Raw genomic sequence first — 18247 nt, forward strand, 5'->3', positions numbered from 1 at the left:
GTGGATACACGGTTGTGGACACCAGCCTTCCCGGGTGAGACGACAGTCGGAATGATGGCCGCGCTCCCGGATGTGGCGTTATTCGCGGGCGATCCAGGTGGCGACGCACGCCTCGTTGCCTTCGGCGTCGGCCAGAATCCACCACCTTGGCGCGTGTGCGTCGGAGACGAGGTGGCCGCCTGCGGCCAGGGCGGCAGCGATGCGTGCCTCAGCCTGGTCGTGGGGAACGGCGACGTCGAGGTGCATGCGGTTGCGCTCTGAGCGCGCCGTGTCCATCTGCTGCAACCCGAGACCCGGGCCTCGGCGTGACGGGTCAGCCAGGTAGTCGTCTCCGACACGCTGGTAGCCGAGCAGTGCCTGCCAGAACGGCAGCACGTTCGCGCCGACGAGTGCGTCGAGAGTGACGTTGACGAGTTGGACGGCTGTCGGGTCGGCGGAGAAGTTCAGTGCCTTCGCGGCGGCCGAGATCCGGCGGGCCAGGGCGATGTCGCGCCGGGTCATGGACACCGTGACACCGGAGTGTCGCAGGTCGACGGTGAGATGTTGCTGCTCGGGGCCGTGGGCGAGCCGCTCGATTTCATCCACGAGCGTGATGCCGTTGGCCAGCGAGCCGGTTCGGAAGTGCGCCGAGACCAGGTGATAGAGGCAGCGCCAGTCTTCGACACCATCGGCCGCGTGGAACTGCCCGGCGGTGATGTGCTCGGTCATGCCGGCGAACGTTACATCGACAGGGAGACGTTCGAGGGGGCACGTCTGGCGTCGACGGGGAGTACCTCGCCGGCCCCACGCTGCTAGCGGCGCTTCGTTCGGTGGGTGGTGCGGTTTTCCACACCCCGGTGGTTGTGGTCGGCCCACTGAGGTCGGCGGTCGACCTCATGGTTCGGGCCGCGGCGGGTTCATAGTCTTTGGCATGATCCGTTTGGCACGCGCCGATGCACGCTGGCTCGTTCGCTCAGGGCTCCGATCCGTCGCAGGGCAGCCTCGTCGATCTGGTGACCGAGCTGATGGAACGGCTCGGTGCGCCGGGGGCCGGCGTGGCGGTCGCGTTGGAGAACCTGTTCCCGCCGATTCCGAATGAGGTGATCCTGCCGCTGAGCGGAAACCACGCCAGGCGCACATCCCCTCGCGGCGGGGTTCACCGCCAGTCAGGGCAGGATGAGTCTTCTTCGGGACGTTCCAGGCCGTCGTCATCGTGGTCTGCGCGCTCGCTGTCGCGTACTTCATCGTCTCCCGCCTGATCACGATACGCCGGAGGCGATGGGTGCCCGGTGACGACGTGGTTCCGAGACGACATGAGCGATGGAGGGACGCGCGGTGCCTGGTGGGCGGTCGTGGATCGACACCGTGACCCGGTGGGGCCGGACGGTGGTGGGCATTGTGGTCGGTGCCGTCGCCGGCGCTGACATGGATCGCCCGGTCCATGAAAGAGTCGGTTGATGTTACGTGGACGACTACTGACGGAGAGCCTGCGTGTTGGTGCCGACGTGCGCGTACCTTCGCTGCGCGTCGTCAGAGTCGGCCGGCACGATGTATCGGCTTCGACCTCGGCCGACCAGCCGAAGGTGTGGACGTTCCTGGATTTCGAGGCGCCCGACGAGGTAGCCGACGAAGTGGCAGCGGCGCTCGCCGAATCCCTGGTCAGCGATCAAGGCTGGTACGCGGACTTCGAGGTCGGCGACGATCACGTCGTCGTGTTCCCCGGTCGCGTGTTCCGCTATACCAAAGGTGATCGCGCGGGACGACACGCCGCCGTGGAGTACGGCCGGAGCGCCGGCGTACCGAGCCATCAGCTCGATTGGGGCGAATAGAAGCGCCACCCGGTGGGGCGTGCGGATGTGGTCGCTCGATCACACCCACACGCCCCACCGACGAAGTCTCAGAGGGTGAACACGAGCGTGGAGATGCTGCGCGGGCCGACGTTGATGGTGGCCTGACCTCCGTTCACGGTGGTCGGCTGGCTGGCCGCGTTGGCGGTCTGCGAGGTGAGGAAGTGCTCGGCCCTGCTGACGTTCTGCGGGGCCTGGACCACTGCGTTGTTGACCGCGTTGTTCGACCGGTTGAGGATGACCAGGCTGATCTTCCCGTCGCCCTGGTAGGCGGTCACCTCCAGCGGCGACGCCTTGGAACTCTTCGTCAGGGCGACCCGCTGGTAGCCGGGGCGGACGTACTTGGCGTACTGCGAGAACGCGTAGCCGCGCTTGAGCGGGGCGCCCGCGACGGTGCCGTACGCCGCTTCGCCGTCACCGATGAACGAGTAGTAACGCTTGCCGTACCACCAGATGTAGGCGTTCCAGTTGGCTTCCATCGACTTGTGCACGGTGCGCATGATGTCGTCGAGCGTCTCGTTCCAGACCGCCACGTTGGCGGGATTGCCCCAGATGTTGGAGCCGCCGCCGTCGGCCGCGTGCAGGTTCCATTCGGTCATCCACACCGGCTTGTTGTGCTGCTCGGCCAGGGTGTACGGCTTGAGCCGGCCCGCGTCCTCGGTGCCGTACAGGTGGCCGCCGATGTAACCGATGTTGTTGCGGGCGGCCGCGTCGTTGAGGGTTGGATCGGTGTAGCCGTAGTTCAGGTTCACCGCCTCGGCGACCATCAGTTTGGTGTTCTGCACCTTCGTGCCCTGGTCGCGGACGAAGGTGCGCAGCTCCGTGCCGCTCCAGTCCATCGAGTCGTAGTCCGGGTGCCAGTCCGGCTCGTTCTGCACCGAGGTGACGTCGATCGACACGCCCTGGCCACGCATGTACTGGACGTAGCTGTTCAGGTGGTTGGCGTAGTCGTCGTAGTAGTCGGTCTTCAGCTTGCCGCCGTTGACCCGACTGTTGTTCGTCTTCCACGCCGCTGGCGCGGTCCACGGCGAGGCGAGGATCTTCACATTGGACCCGGTGGTCTTCGCCGCCTTCAGCGAGTTCACGTGTGTCGCCCACTCGCTGGACACAGGTGACAAACCGGTACGCACGATGGACAGACCCAACTGGTTGGCGCCCATCCCGACCAGTGTCTGCGTCTCGGCTGTGGACCATGCGCTACCCCAGATGGACTGGGCAGCCCCGAACCCGTCGACGGTCTGGTATCTGGTCGCACTGTTCACGGTGATGTCCGCCGGCCCGTTCGGGGGTGGTGTCGTCGGCGGCGGGGTGGTGGGCGGCGAGGTGGTCGGCGTCGTGCCACCGGTGCAGGCCACCCCGTTCAACGCGAAGGTGGTCGGATCAGGGTTGCTGCCGCTCCACGAGCCGTTGAAGCCGAACGACACCGTCCCATTGGCCGCGATGCCCCCGTTGTAGCTGACGTTCTTGGCGGTGACGGTGGCGCCGCTCTGGGTCAACGTCGTGTTCCACGCCTGCGTGACAGTCTGTCCGGCGTCGTAGGACCAGGTCAGCGTCCAACTCGACACCGCGTCACCGAGGTTGGTGATCGTGACGTTGGCCCCGAAGCCACCCTGCCACTGCGATGACACGCTGTAGTTCACCGAACAGCCGGCGGCTGCTGCCCCTGCCGGCACGGCCAAGGCGACCGCTGTCGATGCCAGCAGCATGGCGCTGGCCGACATCAACGCGGTTCTGATCACTCTGGGTCTTCTCATCGATCATTCTCCTGGATCGGGGGGACACTGATCCGTCGCCGTCGGGCCACGCCGCCACCGCAGCCAGGTCAGCGGTGCAGAACATCGTTAGCGTTAACAAGCGCCGCCCACCGCGCCCACGACCGAGTCATGTCGATGCACTGCTGGCGCCCGAGCTCCCGACGGCACGCCACCTACGCCCACATCGACTCTGGTAGATGGTTACCGTGCCCGTCAAGCCGCGACGGCGAGCTTTCGCGAAAGTTTCCGAACGTCCCTCGCCCCAAGGCGCTCCGCCGGCACAACTCGCGCGCGAAATGTTGTCGTGAACATTCGGGCCGGACCGAGGGTGACCGAAGTCACCGGCCAGCGCCTTGAATCTGACACCAATGACAGGTTCTAGCGTTTCGGTGGCGGCACACCTGGCGTCGCCCCTTACCGAAGGAGTTCATCGTGCAGATCCAGGGTTCCATCGCTCTCGTCACCGGCTCGAACCGCGGCATCGGACGGCAGTACGTCGCGCAGCTCCTCGACCGCGGCGCGGCGAAGGTCTACGCGGCGTCACGCAACGGGCAGCCCGTGGACCTGCCGGGCGCCGTACCGCTGTCCCTTGAACTCACCGACCCCGCTGCCGTCCGCGCGGCGGCCGAGGTCGCGGCGGATGTGACGGTGCTGGTCAACAACGCCGGCGTCGACTCGCATGTCGACCTGGTGGCCGGCGACCTCGACGCCGTCCGTCGTGACATGGAGGTCAACTATTTCGGCACCCTCTCCGTGGTGCGAGCGTTCGCCCCGGTGCTGGCCCGCAACGGCGGCGGCGCGATCGTCAACGTCCTCTCGGCGCTGTCCTGGTTCTCCTGGCCCGGTGAGGGGGCGTACGCGGCCGCGAAGGCGGCGGCCTGGTCGTTGACCAACAGCATCCGCCTGGAACTGGCGGCACAGGGCACGCACGTCACCGGCGTCCACGTGGGCGCGGTGGACACCGACTTCAGCGCGAACTACGACGGCGCGAAGATCGACCCAGCGGACGTCGCTCGGGCCACCCTCGACGGTCTGGCTTCAGACGCCCTGGAGGTCCTCGTCGACACGTGGAGCGCCGACATCAAGGCCGCACTGGCTCGCGACCCACGCGACTTCTACTCCCAGCTCTCCGCAGCCTGACGGTGACGCCCGCGGCCTTCCGGCCTGCCGGCCCGTCAGGTGCGGGCGAGCACCGTGCGGTGGGCGCGGTTGGCAGCGATCAGCTCGTCGAGCACCCCGCGGGTGTGGACCAGGTCCTCGATGTGCCGATCGAGTCGGTCGCGCTCGTGGCGCATGCGCTCCAGGGCAGCCTCGGAGGTGTCCTCGCTCGGGGAGTCGACACACGGCAGCAGGTCGACAATCGTCCGGCTGCTCAGCCCGGCGGCGAACAGACGCTGGATGAGGACGATGCGCTCGACCTGATTCTCGCTGTAGCGGCGGTGGCCCCTGGGGCTGCGGAGGCTGGTGAGCAACCCCTGCTCCTCGTAGTAGCGCAGAGATCGCACGCTCACCCCGGCACGGGCGGCGATTTCGCCGATCCGGATGCTGACCGTCATCGCTACCCCCACACCGCACCTGACATGGATGTCAGATTCAGTGTATCCACCGCCTCACAGTTGCGTGACGGCCGGCCTGATCAGCGTTCGAAACGGTGTGGGTGCGGCCGTTCGGCAGGGTTATCCCTGGCGCGCTTCGTATCGGAAATGGCAATGCAGCCAAGGACGACAACGGCGGTGACGGCCGCAGCTAGTGGCGGCAGGAGCACCATGGCCGGCGCGGCGCCGACGAGGACCAGCGCGCCGATTGTACGGGAGCGGGATACCCGATCGAATACGGCATGTTCGGCCAGGGCTCGCCCACTCAGGAACAGTATCGGTCCGCCAAGGACGACGAGAATCCACGCCGTCTCGGTGTGTCCGAACGGGTGATCGATCACGATTTCGTACCCGACGGCGACGGCGACGATGCCGGCCACCATGAGGACGTGGGCGAGGAACGCCTCCCGGACGAGGCGGGCGGGCCCAACGGAGGCTCTGATCGCTTCGGGCAACAACTGGCCCGCCTTGAAAAGGTAGACCCGAAACAGCAGCACGGTCGTGATGAACGAGACCCCGAAGGCTACCGCGGCCCCGCCCTGCCGAAAGGATGTGTCGCTGTAGGCCGATCCCGTCGTCAGAATCAGCTCACCGAGGGCGATGATGAAGAACTGCCGGTAGCGCTCGGACAGATATTCGGCCAGGACGGGCCACTGACGTTGGGCGGGGCGGGTCCATGGCGCGGGATAGAACAGCAGCAGCGCCGCGCAGTCGATGGCGAGCGCCAGCGTCCACAACAACCCACGCGCCGGACCCGGCACGATGGCTCCACCGATCCACGGCACGGCGGAGATCGTGAACCAGAGGAACACCCCAGCCGCTCGACGCTGCGCTTCATGGCCGCGCAACGCTGGCACGATGACCAGCCCACGAACGATGTGGACCGCAACGTACGCGCCAGCGAAGGCCAGGCTCCGGTCGCCGAACGCCTGCGGCACCGCGACCGCCATTATCAGCGCGCCGAGCATGGCCGTGTAGACCAACAACTGAAGCTGCGGCCGCTGCGGATCGTAGAGATCGGTGACCCACGCCGTGACCAACCAGAGCACCAGGAAAGCCAACAGCAACAGCAACGTCTCCCCGGCTTCGACAAGGACCACCCGGCGCTCGGTGAGGTCCTCGACCAGCCGGTGGGAGACCCGGTTGAGGGCAAAGATGAAAACCAGGTCGAAGAAGAGTTCCAGAAGGCTCGGTCGCTGCGGCTGCCCCGGCTTACGGAGCAGCTCTGCTGCCCTTGTCGACATGGGCCGCCCGTTTCTGCCGGCTTTGCCTATCTGGGTATTGGTACCACGCCGGGCAGGTCGTCGAGTCGATACCGAACGAATGCCGGCATGGCATTCTCCGGTGTGTAATCGTGTCGCGGTGCCAGCGGCGACCACAAACCCCTCCTCGTTGGTGACACCACGTCCTGCGGAGATGTGACGTGGTGTCACTGTCTGTGCGGCGGCCCGGCGGAATACTGAGGGGGTGACCGCGACCTCGCTGCGCATCACCGAGCCAACGCAGAGACGGCTGCGCAGGCTCAGCCTCATCACCTCACTGCCGTTGGTCGTGCTCGCCGCGGCGGTGCTCCTGTACGCCGACACACACGCCTGGTGGCACCTCATCGTTCTGGTGCCGGGTGTCGTGGCGGCCCTCGTGGCCTTCGAGCGGTGGACGGCGAACGACCTCGCCCGGGTCGCCCTGCCCTGCATGCTCGTGACCGGAGCGGTCTGGCCGCTCGGGGTACTGCTGACCGGCAGCCCCAACGCGTACTGGGGCTTCTGCTCCGTCGGTTCCCTCGCCCTGCGCGAGGTGCGGCGACGTCGTGCTCTGGCGGTGGCCGGGTTGATCATCTACGTCGCCGTCGTCGGGACGGCGCGGCTCGTGGTGCAGCAGGACGACTTACGGGACGTCCTGGTCACCTACGTCCTCATCCCGACCGCCCTCACCACCCTCGTGATCGTCCTGACGGTTCTGGGCGAGCGGTTCTACGACCTCATCCGGGAACTGGAACACACCCGGGAGCGCGAAGCCGAGCTGGCCGTCTTCCGGGAACGCGTCCGGTTCGCCAGCGACCTGCACGACATCCAGGGCCACACCCTGCACGTGGTCAAACTGAAGATCGCGCTCGCGCAGAAGCTGCTGCTCAGCGACGCCGGCCGGGCAGAAAAGGAGCTGCAGGAGACGTACGCCCTGGTCAGCGACACCATCGCCCAGACCAAGGAACTCGCGTACGCCCAACGGCGACTCAACATCTCCGCGGAAGTCGAGAACGCGAAGAACCTGTTCGAGGCGGCAGGCATCCGGGTCCGGGTGACCCGGGAGGCCGAGGTCGACACCCGCGCCAGCGAGCTACTCGGCCAGGTCCTGCGTGAGACGACGACCAACATCCTGCGGCACGCCCAGGCCACACGGGTGCAGATCACTCTCTCCGAGTCGGGCATCAGCATCCTCAACGACGGCGTGACCGGCGACACCGTTCCCGAGCTCAGGGGGCTGTCCGCGCTGCGGCAACGGGTCGCCGCCGACGGAGGTGAGCTGACCGTGGAACAGGCGAACGGCCAGTTCCTGACCGCCGCGACGTTCCCGCCCGCTCGTGTCGACGCGATCCCGGCGGCAGCGCGGGAGGCACGTCAATGATCACCATCGTGCTCGCTGACGACGAGGTGCTGCTCCGCAAGGCCCTGGCCGCGCTGCTCCCCCTGGAGGGCGACATCACCGTCCTCGCCGAGGCGCAGGACGGCGAGTCGGCCGTCGACGCCACCCTGCGGCACCAACCTGACGTACTGGTCATCGACCTGGAGATGCCGGGCATGGACGGCCTCGGCGCCGTCGAGCAGATCCACCGGACACGACCCGAACAGGTGATCCTCATGCTGACCCGCCATGCCCGCCCCGGCGTGCTGCGCAAGGCGTTGAAGCTCGGCGTCCAGGGCTTCGTCAGCAAGTCCGCCGAGCCGGCGCACATCACCTCGGTCATCACCGGCCTGCACGCCGGCAAACGTTGGATCGACCCGGACGTGTCCGCACTCGCCGTCATCGACGACTGCCCACTGACCGAGCGCGAACTCGACGTACTGCGGGTGACCAGCGAGGGTTACTCGGTCGCCGACATCGCCGCCCGCCTGCACCTCGCGCAGGGCACCGTCCGCAACTACCTCTCCAACGCCATGCAGAAGACCCAGACCCGCACCCGCCACGAGGCGGCGCGCTACGCCCGCGAACACGACTGGCTCTGAGCAACGGACGTGACCGCGCGAAAGCGCGCTCCCCCCGAAGCGGCGGGCCTCTGTGGAGCCGGGCAACAGTTGAGCCGAGCAGCGTCAGCACCTCCCTACGGCGGGACGAGGGGCCCATTGCGGCACTAGCGGGGAAGCACGGCCGCCGCGACGACGACGTTGTTGACGATGGTCGCGGTGACGGTGCGGGTGACCGCTTCGGCGGCGGCCCCGGCGCCCCAGTTGCCCCGTTCCAGGTCCTTGGCGCGGGTGATCACCGGAGTGGTCCAGGGGATCTCCCGGTCGAGCTGGGGAAGCGTCCCGCTGCCCGAGAGCAGAGCGCCGAGAGCCGCGACCCGGGGTTGCGGTTCCACGCCCTCGACGAGCACGTCGCGTACGTCCCGGAGGAGGCCCGCCCGACGTCCCGTCCCGCCGGCCTTGAGGACCTCCGTGGTGAACAGGCCGAGGGTTTTACGAGTGGAACGGCGAATGTCGCCCCGTTCGACGAGCCGGTCGAGCAGCGGGCCACGCAGCGTCGGCCCGATCGCCGCGAGCACGCTCTGGACGCCGCGGGGCTTCTCCGCGAGGTAGTCCCACGCGGATCGCAGGATGTCGTCCGACGGCGGGCGTTCCGCGACGGCCTCCACCCGCACCCCTCCCCGACCGGGAACGGTACGCACGTGCTCGCCGAGCCCGAGATCGGCGAGCACCGCCCCCGCGAGAACGTAGAAGAGCGTGTTCTCACCGGCGATGGCCCCGGTGCCCCGGAGGCCGGCATCCGGCTGGAACAGGAGCAGCAGGAGATCCTCCGCCAGGGTCGCGGGCCCCGCCTCGGTGCGGCGGTCGGTCTGGGGTTCCTCGGGTTGCTGAGCCATCGGGTCCACCTCTCATCTCGTCGTTCTGCTCACGGTCGCCTGGTTGTTGCCGTCGCTGGCCTGGATCATCGGCGGGGCTCCCAGCGGAAGAGCCTGGTGGCGAGAGCTATGGCGATAACGACCCAGCCGAACGTCGGTGCGAGCAGGAGGAGGGAATCGGTCACGGCGACGCCGCCGTTCCAGGCGTTCATGGCCATCTCGGTGGCCGAGCCGCCGGGCAGCAGCCGCTTGAGCACGGTGAGGTCCTCGGTGCCGCTGATGCCCACCCAACTGGACACGGCGACGACGCCGAGGGTGACGGGCAGAGTGGTGACCTGGGCGTGCTCGGGCGAGTTCGTCAGCCCTGCCGTGGCCAGCCCGAGGCCGATCATCATGGCCAGGGTCGCGAGGACCGCCACCACGAGCAGGACGACGTTGGCAGGCCCACCGGCGACCACGGCCAGTGCGGTCAGGATCGCGGTGACCTGGACCACGGCGAGGATGGTGACGGGCAGCAGCAGACCGGCGAGGATGCTGCGGTCACTCGCCACGGTGGATCGCAGCCGCTTGAGGAAGAGGTTCTGCCGCCGCGATGCCAGGGTGGTGACGGCAGTGGCGTAGAGCCCGAACGCGGCCACGGTGAACATCACGATCGCAGCGATGTAGCCGAGGCTTCCGACGGCCGCGAAGGTCTCGTGCTGACGGACGAAGAGCGCGCTGACAGCCACCGGAATGATGAGGCTGGTGATCAGCACCAGCCGGTTCCGGAAGATCTGGATCAGTTCGCTGAAAGCGATGGAAAACATGGTGGAGTTTCCTTTCGGGGAAACGAGTCGGTGACCGGTGCGGGTCAGTTGCCGATGGCCCGGAAGACGTCGTCGAGCCGGGTCGGCCCGGCCTGGAGGTCCCGCAACTCCACGGCATGGTCCTGCGCCCACCCGAGCAGGATGTGCAGGTCCTTCTGCAGTCCGAAGGTCTCGACCACGACCTTCCCGTGGGCATCGACGACCGCCTGCAGGGGCAGCGCCGGTGCCACCGGCGGTAGCGAGAACCGGATGACGGCCGGAAGCGTTCGGGTCAGTTCGGAGACGGTGCCCTCCCGGTGGAAGGTGCCCTGGTGCATCAGCCCGATACGGTCGGCGCGCTGCTGTGCCTCTTCCAGGTAGTGGGTGGTGAGCACGATGGTGGCGCCGTTCTCGCGCAGCCGATCCACCGTCGCCCACAGGGCGTCGCGGGACTGGATGTCCAGGCCGGTGGTCGGCTCGTCCAGGAAGACCAGTTCGGGGGTTCCGTAGACAGCGGTGGCGAAGTCCAGGCGTCTCTTCTCGCCGCCGGAGAGCTGCGATACCTTCCGACCCGACCTGCGGGTGAGGTCGACGATGTCGAGCACCCGGTCGACGTCGTCCGTACGCCGGGTGAGCCGGCCGATCAGGCGCACCGACTCGTGAACCGTGAGGTCCGGGGAGAAACCACTTTCCTGGAGCATCACGCCCACCCGGGGACGGACGACTCGGCGGTCCCGTGGGCTGTGCCCGAAGACCCGCACAGTTCCGGAGGTCGGCGTGCGGTGCCCCTCGATGGTCTCGAGGGTCGAGGTCTTTCCCGCCCCGTTCGTGCCGATCAGCGCGTAGAGCTCCCCGCGCCGCACCTCGAAGGAAAGATCCCTGACGGCGTGGAAGTCGCCGTATGTGACGTTCAGCCGTTCAACTTCGATGACAGGTGTGGTGGACATGCACCAATGACACCGCCGCCCGCCCCGATCCGTCAGTGGCACCACGTCACCACCGCATGTGACGTGGCGTCACTGGTCGTGGCCGGTCCTGGCGCCGGCGCACGCCCGCACCCCGCGACTGACGGACTCCTGGCGATGCCGGTCAGCGACGAGCTGTGACGATCCAGGCGCGCGAGTCGAAGTACACGCCGCCGTCGGTGTGGTGGGCGTCGAGGGTGGTGCGCAGCCGCCTGCGGGCCTGCTCGGCGGCCGTGGCGTCCAGGTCGGCGAGCAGATCCTTGAATTCCCACAGACGGAACACTGCATCGAAGGCGGTCGCGCTGTCCGGACCGTAGTAGACGGGTACGTGCACGTCGGTGAAGTCGACGTTCGCGAAGCCGGCCGCCACCAGAAGGTCTTCCGTCACGGTCTGGTCGGCGAGGGAGAACGGGTTCGGACCGCGGGGCGTGGCTGGCTCGTCGGTGAAGGTCCGGCGGATCGCGGTGGCCCATTCGTTGCGGTCGCGGTCCTGCCACACCAGCAGCACCAGGCGCGCGCCGGGGCGCAGCGCGCGGCCGATGTTGGTGAACGCGGCGACCGGGTCGGCGAAGAACATCGTTCCGAACCTGCTGATGCAGAGGTCGAAATGCGTCGGCGGGAAGCGGTGAACCTGGGCGTCCGCCTGTTGGAAGGTGATGTTCGGCAAGCCCTCGTCGTCGCTGAGCTGACGGGCCCGTTCGAGCATCGGCCCGGAGATGTCAACGCCTGTCGCGCTTCCGTTCACCGCGGCGCGGGCGGCGTCGCGGGTGGACTGGCCGGTGCCACAGCCGATGTCGAGCACACGGTCGTGGGATCCGACTCGGGCAGCGGCGCGGAACAGTTCGTTGTGCAGGCGCAGTTCAGCGTCGTAGTCGAACAGGTCGGACATCACCGTCACCGGATCCTCTCGATGCCTGTCAGCTGGCCCGGGACGACCTTCGGTGCCCGAGGCGGCGTAGGGCGGCCAGAATGTGCTCTCGTTCGGCGGCGGTGGTGCGGGGATCGACCAGTCGGTCCCGGACGGCCACGAAGAGCGCCTCCGCCGACGGCACCTCCGGCGCCGATGTGTCGTACGACAGGGGGGTGAGAGCGCGCAGGGCGGCGCCGAGCGGGAGGTCCAGGGCCGCGCAGAACGCTCGCACCTTGGGAAGCTCCGGGTGGTGCTGCCAGTCACCGGACAGCCACCGGAAGACGGTGGAGCGACCGACGCCGCTACGAGCCGCCACTTCTGTTATGGACCAGCCACGCTCGTCGCTGGCGGCGTCGACAGCACCGCGCACGAATCGAGCGAACGCGTCCTGCGCGGCCCGTCGGGTGTCACCCATGTCCCGGCCGTCGCCTCCCCCGCGGTCGACACCCGGCCGGGCCGGTGCGTCGTGGTGCGTCCGCTTTCCTCCGCGGACGTGTCGCATCACCGTTACAGTAATCGGTGTCAATCGATCTGACCGGGACCTCACACCGGTCGTCCGTGTGGCGAACAGCGCGGAACACCTTTACGCATTCCAGGACTCGACCGCGGTGAGCGGCACCGGTTCGGGCCGCTCCGCCACCGTCGTCAGCTCGATCCGCCGTCCCTCGGCGGCCGACCGGAGCAGGGTGGTCATCGTTTCGAGTACGTGCAGCGCGACGTCGCCGCCCGCCCGCGGCGGACGCTGACCGTCGGCCCTGACCAGGTCGATCAGACCGATGCCTCGGGAGGCATGGGCGTAACCGGCGCGGGGTTCGAGGACGCGCCACTCGGTGCCGCCGAGCGCGAAGAGGCGGACCTCGCCGTCGAAGTAGTTCGGATCCGGCACGGCGAGCGTGCCGGTCTCCCCGTGCACCTCGATCGGTGCGGCCGTCGTCGCGACGCCGTCGAAGCTCGTCGTAATGGTGGAGAGAGCGCCGTTGGCGTGCTCCAGCACGCCGCTGACGTGGGTGTCCACCTCCACCGGGACCCGCTGGCCGGTGCGCGGGCCCGAGCCGATGACGCGCTCGGCGCGCAGGCGGCTGGCGGCTCCGACCACCGCGCGAACCGGGCCGAGCAGGTGGATGAGCGCCGAGATGTAGTACGGCCCCATGTCCAGCAACGGGCCACCGCCCGGGACGTAGTAGAAGTCGGGGTTGGGGTGCCAGCGCTCGTGCCCCGCCGTGACCATGACGGCCGACGCGGACAGCGGGCGTCCGATGAGCCCGCCGTCGATCGCCGCCCGCGCTGTCTGCGTACCCGTGCCCAGGACGGTGTCCGGCGCGCAGCCGACGCGGACGCCGGCCGACGCGGCCCGTTCGATGATCGAGCGGCCGTCCGGAAAGGTCACGGCGAGCGGCTTCTCGACATACACGTTCTTGCCCGCCTCGCTCGCGCCGAGCGAGATGTCGGCGTGCGCCGCGGGAATCGTGAGGTTGAGTACCGTCTGCACGTCCGGGCGGGCGAGCAGGCGCTCGACGCTCAACGCCTCGGCCCCGGGAATCGTGGCGGCGACCGCGGCCGACCGGGAGGCGTCGAGGTCGGCCAGCGCGGCGATGCTCACCGCGGGGTGGTTCGCGAGCGTGTCCAGGTAGGCGCGGGAGATGACCCCGAGACCTACGACGCCGACGCGGTGCGGGTCGCCCACACCATCCCCCTCTCGATGACGGTACGGACGCCCGCGTGCTCCAGCACGTCGAGGCTGTGTCCCGGGGTCGTCACAACGATGCGCCCGGCACCCCAGAGTCGGGTCCAGATCGCCGGCGAGGTGACCGGGCGGTGCCACGGATGCCACGCCTGCGTGGGATGGGTGGTGACGGCCAGTACGTCGATCAGGTCGTCGTGCAGCACCCAGTACTGCTCGGTGACCAGGTCGAAGTCCTCGATCCCGGCGGTGATGGGATGCTCCCGGCCGAGGTCGGTGATGCGCACCGTGTGCGGCAGGAAGTTGTCCTCCGGGCCACCGCGGCGCTCACACGGCTCCTTGCCCGGATGCGTCGCGAACTGCCCGCCCACCAGCTGGAGGTAGTCGGACGACGCGCGGAACGAGTCCACGATGCCGCCGTGCCACCCGGTGAGGCCCGTGCCGGCGATGACCGCCGCGCTGAGACCCGCCAGCTGGTCCGAGGTGATCTGCGACATCGTCACGCACTGCACGACGAGGTCGGTGTCGGCCATCTCGGCGGCATCGGCGTAGATCTCCGTCGACTCCTCGACCCGTACGGCGTAGCCGCTGCGTTCGAGGAAGGGAATGAACAGCTCCGTCGCCTCGACCGGTTGGTGCCCCTCCCAGCCACCTCGAACCACCAGTGCTCTGCGCTGCGTCACAGTCGCTCCCTCCCCCGGGCCCGTCGCCACCGGGCTGGCCGCTCCCGCCCCGGTGACGAGCCGCCGATTCGTGTGCCTTGCGGGCACCGAAACCGTACTCGGAGGACACCACTGGGGACAGTGGCCGGGTTCGGCCGGTTGCAGTGGCTCAGGCCGCTACGGCCGCCCGGACGTCGTCGTCGGCGGCGCGCAGCCGTGCGGCGGCCTCCTCGGCGGTGCAGTGCGCGAGCAGCAGCACGATGGCTGTCTTGGCGTGCCCGTGTGCCGCCGCGAGCGCCTGCGTGGCGGTGTCGAGATCGGTGTGGGCGGCTTCGGCGACGATCCGACGCGCCCGGTCGACGAGCTTCTCGTTGGTGGCGTTCATGTCCACCATCAGGTTGCCGTAGACCTTGCCGAGCCGGGCCATCGTGGCGGTCGAGAGCATGTTGCAGACCAGCTTCTCGGCGGTGCCGGCCTTGAGTCGGGTGGAGCCGGTGAGGACCTCGGGGCCGGTGGGCACCTCGATGGCGACGTCGGCGTGCCGGCTGATCACCGCGTCGGAGTTGCAGGCGACGGAGACGGTCGTCGCTCCGAGCGCGCGGGCGTGGGCCAAGCCGCCGACCACGTACGGGGTACGGCCGCTGGCGGCGAGCCCGACCACCGTGTCGCGGGCGGTCAGGCCGACCGCGTCGAGGTCGGCGACGGCACCGGCCGGGTCGTCCTCGGCGCCCTCGACGGCGACACCGAAGGCCCCGGCCCCTCCGGCGAGCAGGCCGAGAACCCGGTCGGGCGGCGTACCGAAGGTGGGTGGGCACTCGACGGCGTCGAGCATGCCGATCCGGCCGCTGGTGCCGGCACCGAGATAGATGAGTCGCCCGCCCTGTCGGAGCGACGCCACGACGACGTCGACGGCGGCCGCGATGTCCGGCACGGCCCGGCGGACGGCCTCCGCGACCGAGCGGTCCTCGTCGTTCATCGCGAGGAGCAGCTCGGTGGGGGACATCTGGTCGAGGTCGCTGGTGCGGTCGTTGCGAGTCTCGGTGCCGAGGGTGCTGAGGTCCACGGGGTGGTCGTTCCTCTCGCTGGTGAACACATCGCCGGCCGACGGGAGGCGGCTCACCGGCGCGCGTTCCCCATATCAGCAGGCTGGAGGCTCAGCGTAGCCAGCCCGGGCCCGCTCTGGCAAAAAGTTTCGCGTTACTCTCGGCTAACGTCGCTTATTGACAACCGCTGGTAGGGAGCGAGCCGTGCGTCAACTCGACCTTGTCGTGATCGTGCTGTACCTCGTGGTGATCGCCTTCGTCGGACTTCGCCTGTCCGGCAGACAGAAGTCCGCCAAGGACTACTTCGTGGGCGAGGGTCGACTGCCCTGGTGGACCGTTTCGTTCTCCGTGGTCGCCACCGAGACCAGCGTCCTGACCGTGATCAGCGTGCCCGGTGGTGCCTACAGCGGTCAGGGGTTCGGCAACGTCGAGCTCGCCCTGGGTTACGTCATCGGTCGCGTCGTCGTGGCCGCGGTGCTCATCCCGCTCTACAAGCGCGGTGGCTTCGTCAGTGCCTATCAGTACCTTGGTGAACGGTTTGGCCTGAAACTCCAGGGTCTGGCGTCGGTCACGTTCGTCTTCACCCGGCTGCTCGCCGAGGGCGTACGACTGTTCGCCTCGGCCATCCCGATCAAGCTTCTCCTCGACGAGCTCGGCCTGAACGTCGGCTACCAGGCCATCATCGTCGTCCTCACCCTCATCACGGTGATCTACACCTACCTCGGTGGCATCAAGGCGGTCATCTGGACCGATGCCATCCAGATGGGGCTCTACCTGGGCGGGGCGATCCTGGCCATCGCGGTGCTCAGCCACGCCGTCGGCGGCGACGGCTACGCGCAGGCGCTCGACGCCGGCAAGTTCCACCTCTTCGACACCAACTTCGACCTCGCGCACGTGCTCACCAGCCCGTTCGCCCTGCCGACCGCGATCATCGGCGGTGCGATCTTCGCGATGGCCAGCCACGGCTCGGACCAGCTGATCGTCCAGCGCATCCTGTCCACCCGCACCCTGCGTGACGGCCAGAAGGCGATGATCTCCTCGGGCATCTTCGTCGTCATCCAGTTCGCGGCGTTCTCCCTGGTCGGCGCGCTGCTGTGGTCGTACAACAAGGGTCAGACCTTCAAGGAACTCGGCCTGGACAGCAGCGACAACCTCTACCCGAACTTCATCCTGCACGCCCTGCCGGTGGGCATCTCGGGTCTGCTGGTGGCCGGCATCCTCGGCGCGGCGATGGGTTCGCTGTCGTCGGCGCTGAACTCGATGTCGAACTCCACCGTCGCCGACTTCATCCACAGCTTCTTCCGCAAGGTCCCGTCGGACGACGCGATGCTCCGGCTCGCCCGCGTGATGACCCTGGTGTGGGCGGTGCTGATGGCGATCTTCGCCTGCGCGTTCAGCTCCAGCACCGGGAACGTCTACCTGACCGGCCTGACCATCGCCGGCTACACCTACGGGGCGCTGCTCGGGGCCTTCCTGCTCGGCCGTCTCGTCAAGCGGGCGAACCAGGTCGACGCGGTGATCGCCTTCCTCGTCACCGTGGTGGTGATGACCTACATCGTCCGCTACGTCAAGATCGACGTCACGACGGCCGGGACCACCACCGCCACCGCCATCGCCGCGCAGTGGCTGGTCCCGATCGGCGTTCTGATCACCCTGGTCGTCGGCGCGGTGTCGAGCCGGTTCCACCCGGCCCCGACGACGTTCTACGACCATGGACGCACCGACGAGGTCGACGACGCGGCAGCGCCCGCCGGCCGGGCATGAAGGAGGACGTGATGCGCGTGATCGGCCTGATGTCCGGGACCTCCTACGACGGCATCGAAGCCGCCGCGGCCGAGTTCGACCTGAGCGGCGACACCCTGCGGATGCGAACGCTGGGCCGGCTCAGCCACCCGTACCCCGACCGGCTGCGCGCCCAGATCGCCGCTGCCCTTCCGCCCGCGGCGACCAGCACCGAGGCGATCTGCGTGCTGGACACCGGCGTCGGCCAGGCCTTCGCCGAGGCCGGCGTGCGGGCTCTCGCGGAGCTGTGCGACGGTCGGGCCGACCTGGTCGTCTCGCACGGCCAGACGATGCACCACTGGGTCGAGGCCGGAGTGGTCCGGGGCACGCTCCAACTGGGTCAGCCGGCCTGGATCGCGGAGGCCACCGGCCTTCCGGTCGTGGCCGACCTGCGCAGCCGCGACGTCGCCGCCGGCGGCCAGGGCGCTCCCCTGGTCGCCCTCTTCGACGCGCTGCTGCTGGGTGGCCTGCCCGGCCTCCCCGCCGCGCTGAACCTGGGCGGCATCGCCAACATCACCGTCGTCGCGCCCGACGCGGACCCCCTCGCGTTCGACACCGGGCCGGCGAACGCGCTGCTCGACGCCGCCGCCCGCCACTTCAGCGGGGGCACCGAGGAATACGACCGGGACGGGCGCGGGGCTGCCGCCGGGCAGGTGGACCCGGTCCTGCTGCGGCGGCTGCTCGACGAGCCGTACTACCGGCTGCCCGGCCCGAAGAGCACCGGCAAGGAGCTGTTCCACCTTCCCTACCTGCTCGCCGCCCTCGCCGACGCGCCCACGCCGGATCCGCAGGACGTGCTGGCCACGCTCACCCGCCTGACCGCGGTCACGGTGGCCGAGGCCTGCCGCGACCATGGCGTCACCCGGCTGATCGTCTCCGGCGGCGGCGCACGCAACCCGACGCTGATGCGCGAGATCGCCGAGGAACTGCCGGGCGTCGACCTGTCGTCCAGCGACGACATGGGTGTCGCGTCGGACGCCAAGGAGGCGCTGGCCTTCGCGCTACTGGGCTACCTGACCGTGCACGGGCTGCCCGGCGCCCTACCGTCGGGCACCGGCGCGCGGCACGCCTCCGTGCTCGGCAGCATCACCCCCGGCCGGCAGCCGCTGCGGTTGCCGGCGCCGGTCGACACCGCTCCCCGCCGCCTGCTGATCGCCGGCCGTCCCGCCGTGCCACCGGTGGCCGGCTGA

Annotated in this window: 18 protein-coding genes and 1 pseudogene; 7 read left to right on the forward strand and 12 right to left on the reverse strand. The window is 68.8% G+C overall.

The window, feature by feature from the left end; genetic code table 11:
• Window positions 1-78: 78 nt before the first annotated feature.
• Entirely contained in the window at window positions 79-708 is a 630-nt protein-coding gene (locus HNR22_RS07940; RefSeq protein ID WP_179779800.1) for a VOC family protein, read from the reverse strand.
• Window positions 709-932: 224 nt separating this feature from the next.
• Here HNR22_RS07940 and HNR22_RS07945 point away from each other — a divergent pair.
• Together HNR22_RS07945 and HNR22_RS07950 are read left to right on the forward strand one after the other, a co-directional pair.
• A pseudogene (locus HNR22_RS07945) lies at window positions 933-1100 on the forward strand (DedA family protein); the annotation flags it as partial.
• A 336-nt stretch (window positions 1101-1436) separates the two neighbouring features.
• Complete coding sequence (locus HNR22_RS07950) at window positions 1437-1808, forward strand: hypothetical protein (RefSeq protein ID WP_179779801.1); 372 nt, start codon at window positions 1437-1439, stop codon at window positions 1806-1808.
• A gap of 68 nt (window positions 1809-1876) precedes the next feature.
• On the opposite strand, the gene HNR22_RS07955 is transcribed toward HNR22_RS07950, so the two are convergent.
• Window positions 1877-3580 carry a cellulose binding domain-containing protein gene (locus HNR22_RS07955; RefSeq protein WP_179779802.1) on the reverse strand — a complete coding sequence of 568 codons (1704 nt, stop codon included), beginning with the start codon at window positions 3578-3580 and terminating at the stop codon, window positions 1877-1879.
• A gap of 432 nt (window positions 3581-4012) precedes the next feature.
• Here HNR22_RS07955 and HNR22_RS07960 point away from each other — a divergent pair, with 432 nt between their 5' ends.
• Window positions 4013-4720 (forward strand): SDR family oxidoreductase, encoded by a 708-nt coding sequence (locus HNR22_RS07960; RefSeq protein ID WP_179779803.1) that lies wholly within the window; start codon window positions 4013-4015, stop codon window positions 4718-4720.
• Window positions 4721-4755: 35 nt separating this feature from the next.
• Here the strand turns inward: HNR22_RS07960 and HNR22_RS07965 are convergent, their stop codons facing one another.
• Together HNR22_RS07965 and HNR22_RS07970 are read right to left on the reverse strand one after the other, a co-directional pair.
• Complete coding sequence (locus HNR22_RS07965; RefSeq protein ID WP_179783456.1) at window positions 4756-5124, reverse strand: MerR family transcriptional regulator; 369 nt, start codon at window positions 5122-5124, stop codon at window positions 4756-4758.
• 92 nt (window positions 5125-5216) lie between these two features.
• Window positions 5217-6419: a low temperature requirement protein A gene (locus HNR22_RS07970; protein WP_179779804.1), complete on the reverse strand. Its 1203-nt coding sequence runs from the start codon at window positions 6417-6419 to the stop codon at window positions 5217-5219.
• A gap of 223 nt (window positions 6420-6642) precedes the next feature.
• On the opposite strand from HNR22_RS07970, the gene HNR22_RS07975 reads away from it, so the two are divergent.
• Together HNR22_RS07975 and HNR22_RS07980 are read left to right on the forward strand one after the other, a co-directional pair.
• The gene (locus tag HNR22_RS07975) at window positions 6643-7797 is read left to right on the forward strand and encodes a histidine kinase (RefSeq protein ID WP_218906246.1); all 1155 of its coding nucleotides are present in this window, start codon (window positions 6643-6645) and stop codon (window positions 7795-7797) included.
• On the forward strand, window positions 7794-8396 hold the full coding sequence (locus HNR22_RS07980) for a response regulator transcription factor (protein WP_179779805.1): 603 nt from the start codon (window positions 7794-7796) through the stop codon (window positions 8394-8396). The genes HNR22_RS07975 and HNR22_RS07980 overlap by 4 nt, the downstream gene beginning before the upstream one ends.
• 125 nt (window positions 8397-8521) lie before the next feature.
• Here HNR22_RS07980 and HNR22_RS07985 read toward each other — a convergent pair whose 3' ends face one another.
• The 8 genes from HNR22_RS07985 to murQ form a co-directional block, all read right to left on the reverse strand.
• Window positions 8522-9250, reverse strand: a complete 729-nt coding sequence (locus HNR22_RS07985; protein ID WP_179779806.1) for a GOLPH3/VPS74 family protein — start codon at window positions 9248-9250, stop codon at window positions 8522-8524.
• A gap of 65 nt (window positions 9251-9315) precedes the next feature.
• Window positions 9316-10035, reverse strand: a complete 720-nt coding sequence (locus HNR22_RS07990; RefSeq protein WP_179779807.1) for an ABC transporter permease — start codon at window positions 10033-10035, stop codon at window positions 9316-9318.
• A 44-nt stretch (window positions 10036-10079) separates the two neighbouring features.
• A complete protein-coding gene (locus HNR22_RS07995) occupies window positions 10080-10961 on the reverse strand; it encodes an ABC transporter ATP-binding protein (RefSeq protein ID WP_179779808.1) in 882 nt (293 codons plus the stop codon).
• Window positions 10962-11103: 142 nt separating this feature from the next.
• Window positions 11104-11868: a class I SAM-dependent methyltransferase gene (locus tag HNR22_RS08000; RefSeq protein WP_179779809.1), complete on the reverse strand. Its 765-nt coding sequence runs from the start codon at window positions 11866-11868 to the stop codon at window positions 11104-11106.
• 28 nt (window positions 11869-11896) lie between these two features.
• A complete protein-coding gene (locus tag HNR22_RS08005) occupies window positions 11897-12304 on the reverse strand; it encodes a helix-turn-helix domain-containing protein (RefSeq protein ID WP_179783458.1) in 408 nt (135 codons plus the stop codon).
• A gap of 168 nt (window positions 12305-12472) precedes the next feature.
• Complete coding sequence (locus HNR22_RS08010; RefSeq protein WP_179779810.1) at window positions 12473-13573, reverse strand: Gfo/Idh/MocA family protein; 1101 nt, start codon at window positions 13571-13573, stop codon at window positions 12473-12475.
• Window positions 13543-14253, reverse strand: a complete 711-nt coding sequence (locus HNR22_RS08015; RefSeq protein ID WP_179779811.1) for a ThuA domain-containing protein — start codon at window positions 14251-14253, stop codon at window positions 13543-13545. Before HNR22_RS08015 ends, HNR22_RS08010 begins: the two co-directional genes overlap by 31 nt.
• Before the next feature lie 148 nt (window positions 14254-14401).
• Window positions 14402-15295, reverse strand: a complete 894-nt coding sequence (gene murQ, locus HNR22_RS08020; protein WP_099857663.1) for an N-acetylmuramic acid 6-phosphate etherase — start codon at window positions 15293-15295, stop codon at window positions 14402-14404.
• A gap of 184 nt (window positions 15296-15479) precedes the next feature.
• Between murQ and HNR22_RS08025 the strand changes: the two genes are divergently transcribed.
• Complete coding sequence (locus HNR22_RS08025; protein ID WP_179779812.1) at window positions 15480-17039, forward strand: sodium:solute symporter; 1560 nt, start codon at window positions 15480-15482, stop codon at window positions 17037-17039.
• A gap of 11 nt (window positions 17040-17050) precedes the next feature.
• Entirely contained in the window at window positions 17051-18247 is a 1197-nt protein-coding gene (locus tag HNR22_RS08030) for an anhydro-N-acetylmuramic acid kinase (RefSeq protein WP_179779813.1), read from the forward strand.

Source organism: Micromonospora jinlongensis, from assembly GCF_013410645.1.
In the GTDB taxonomy this organism is placed as follows: Bacteria; Actinomycetota; Actinomycetes; order Mycobacteriales; family Micromonosporaceae; genus Micromonospora; species Micromonospora zamorensis.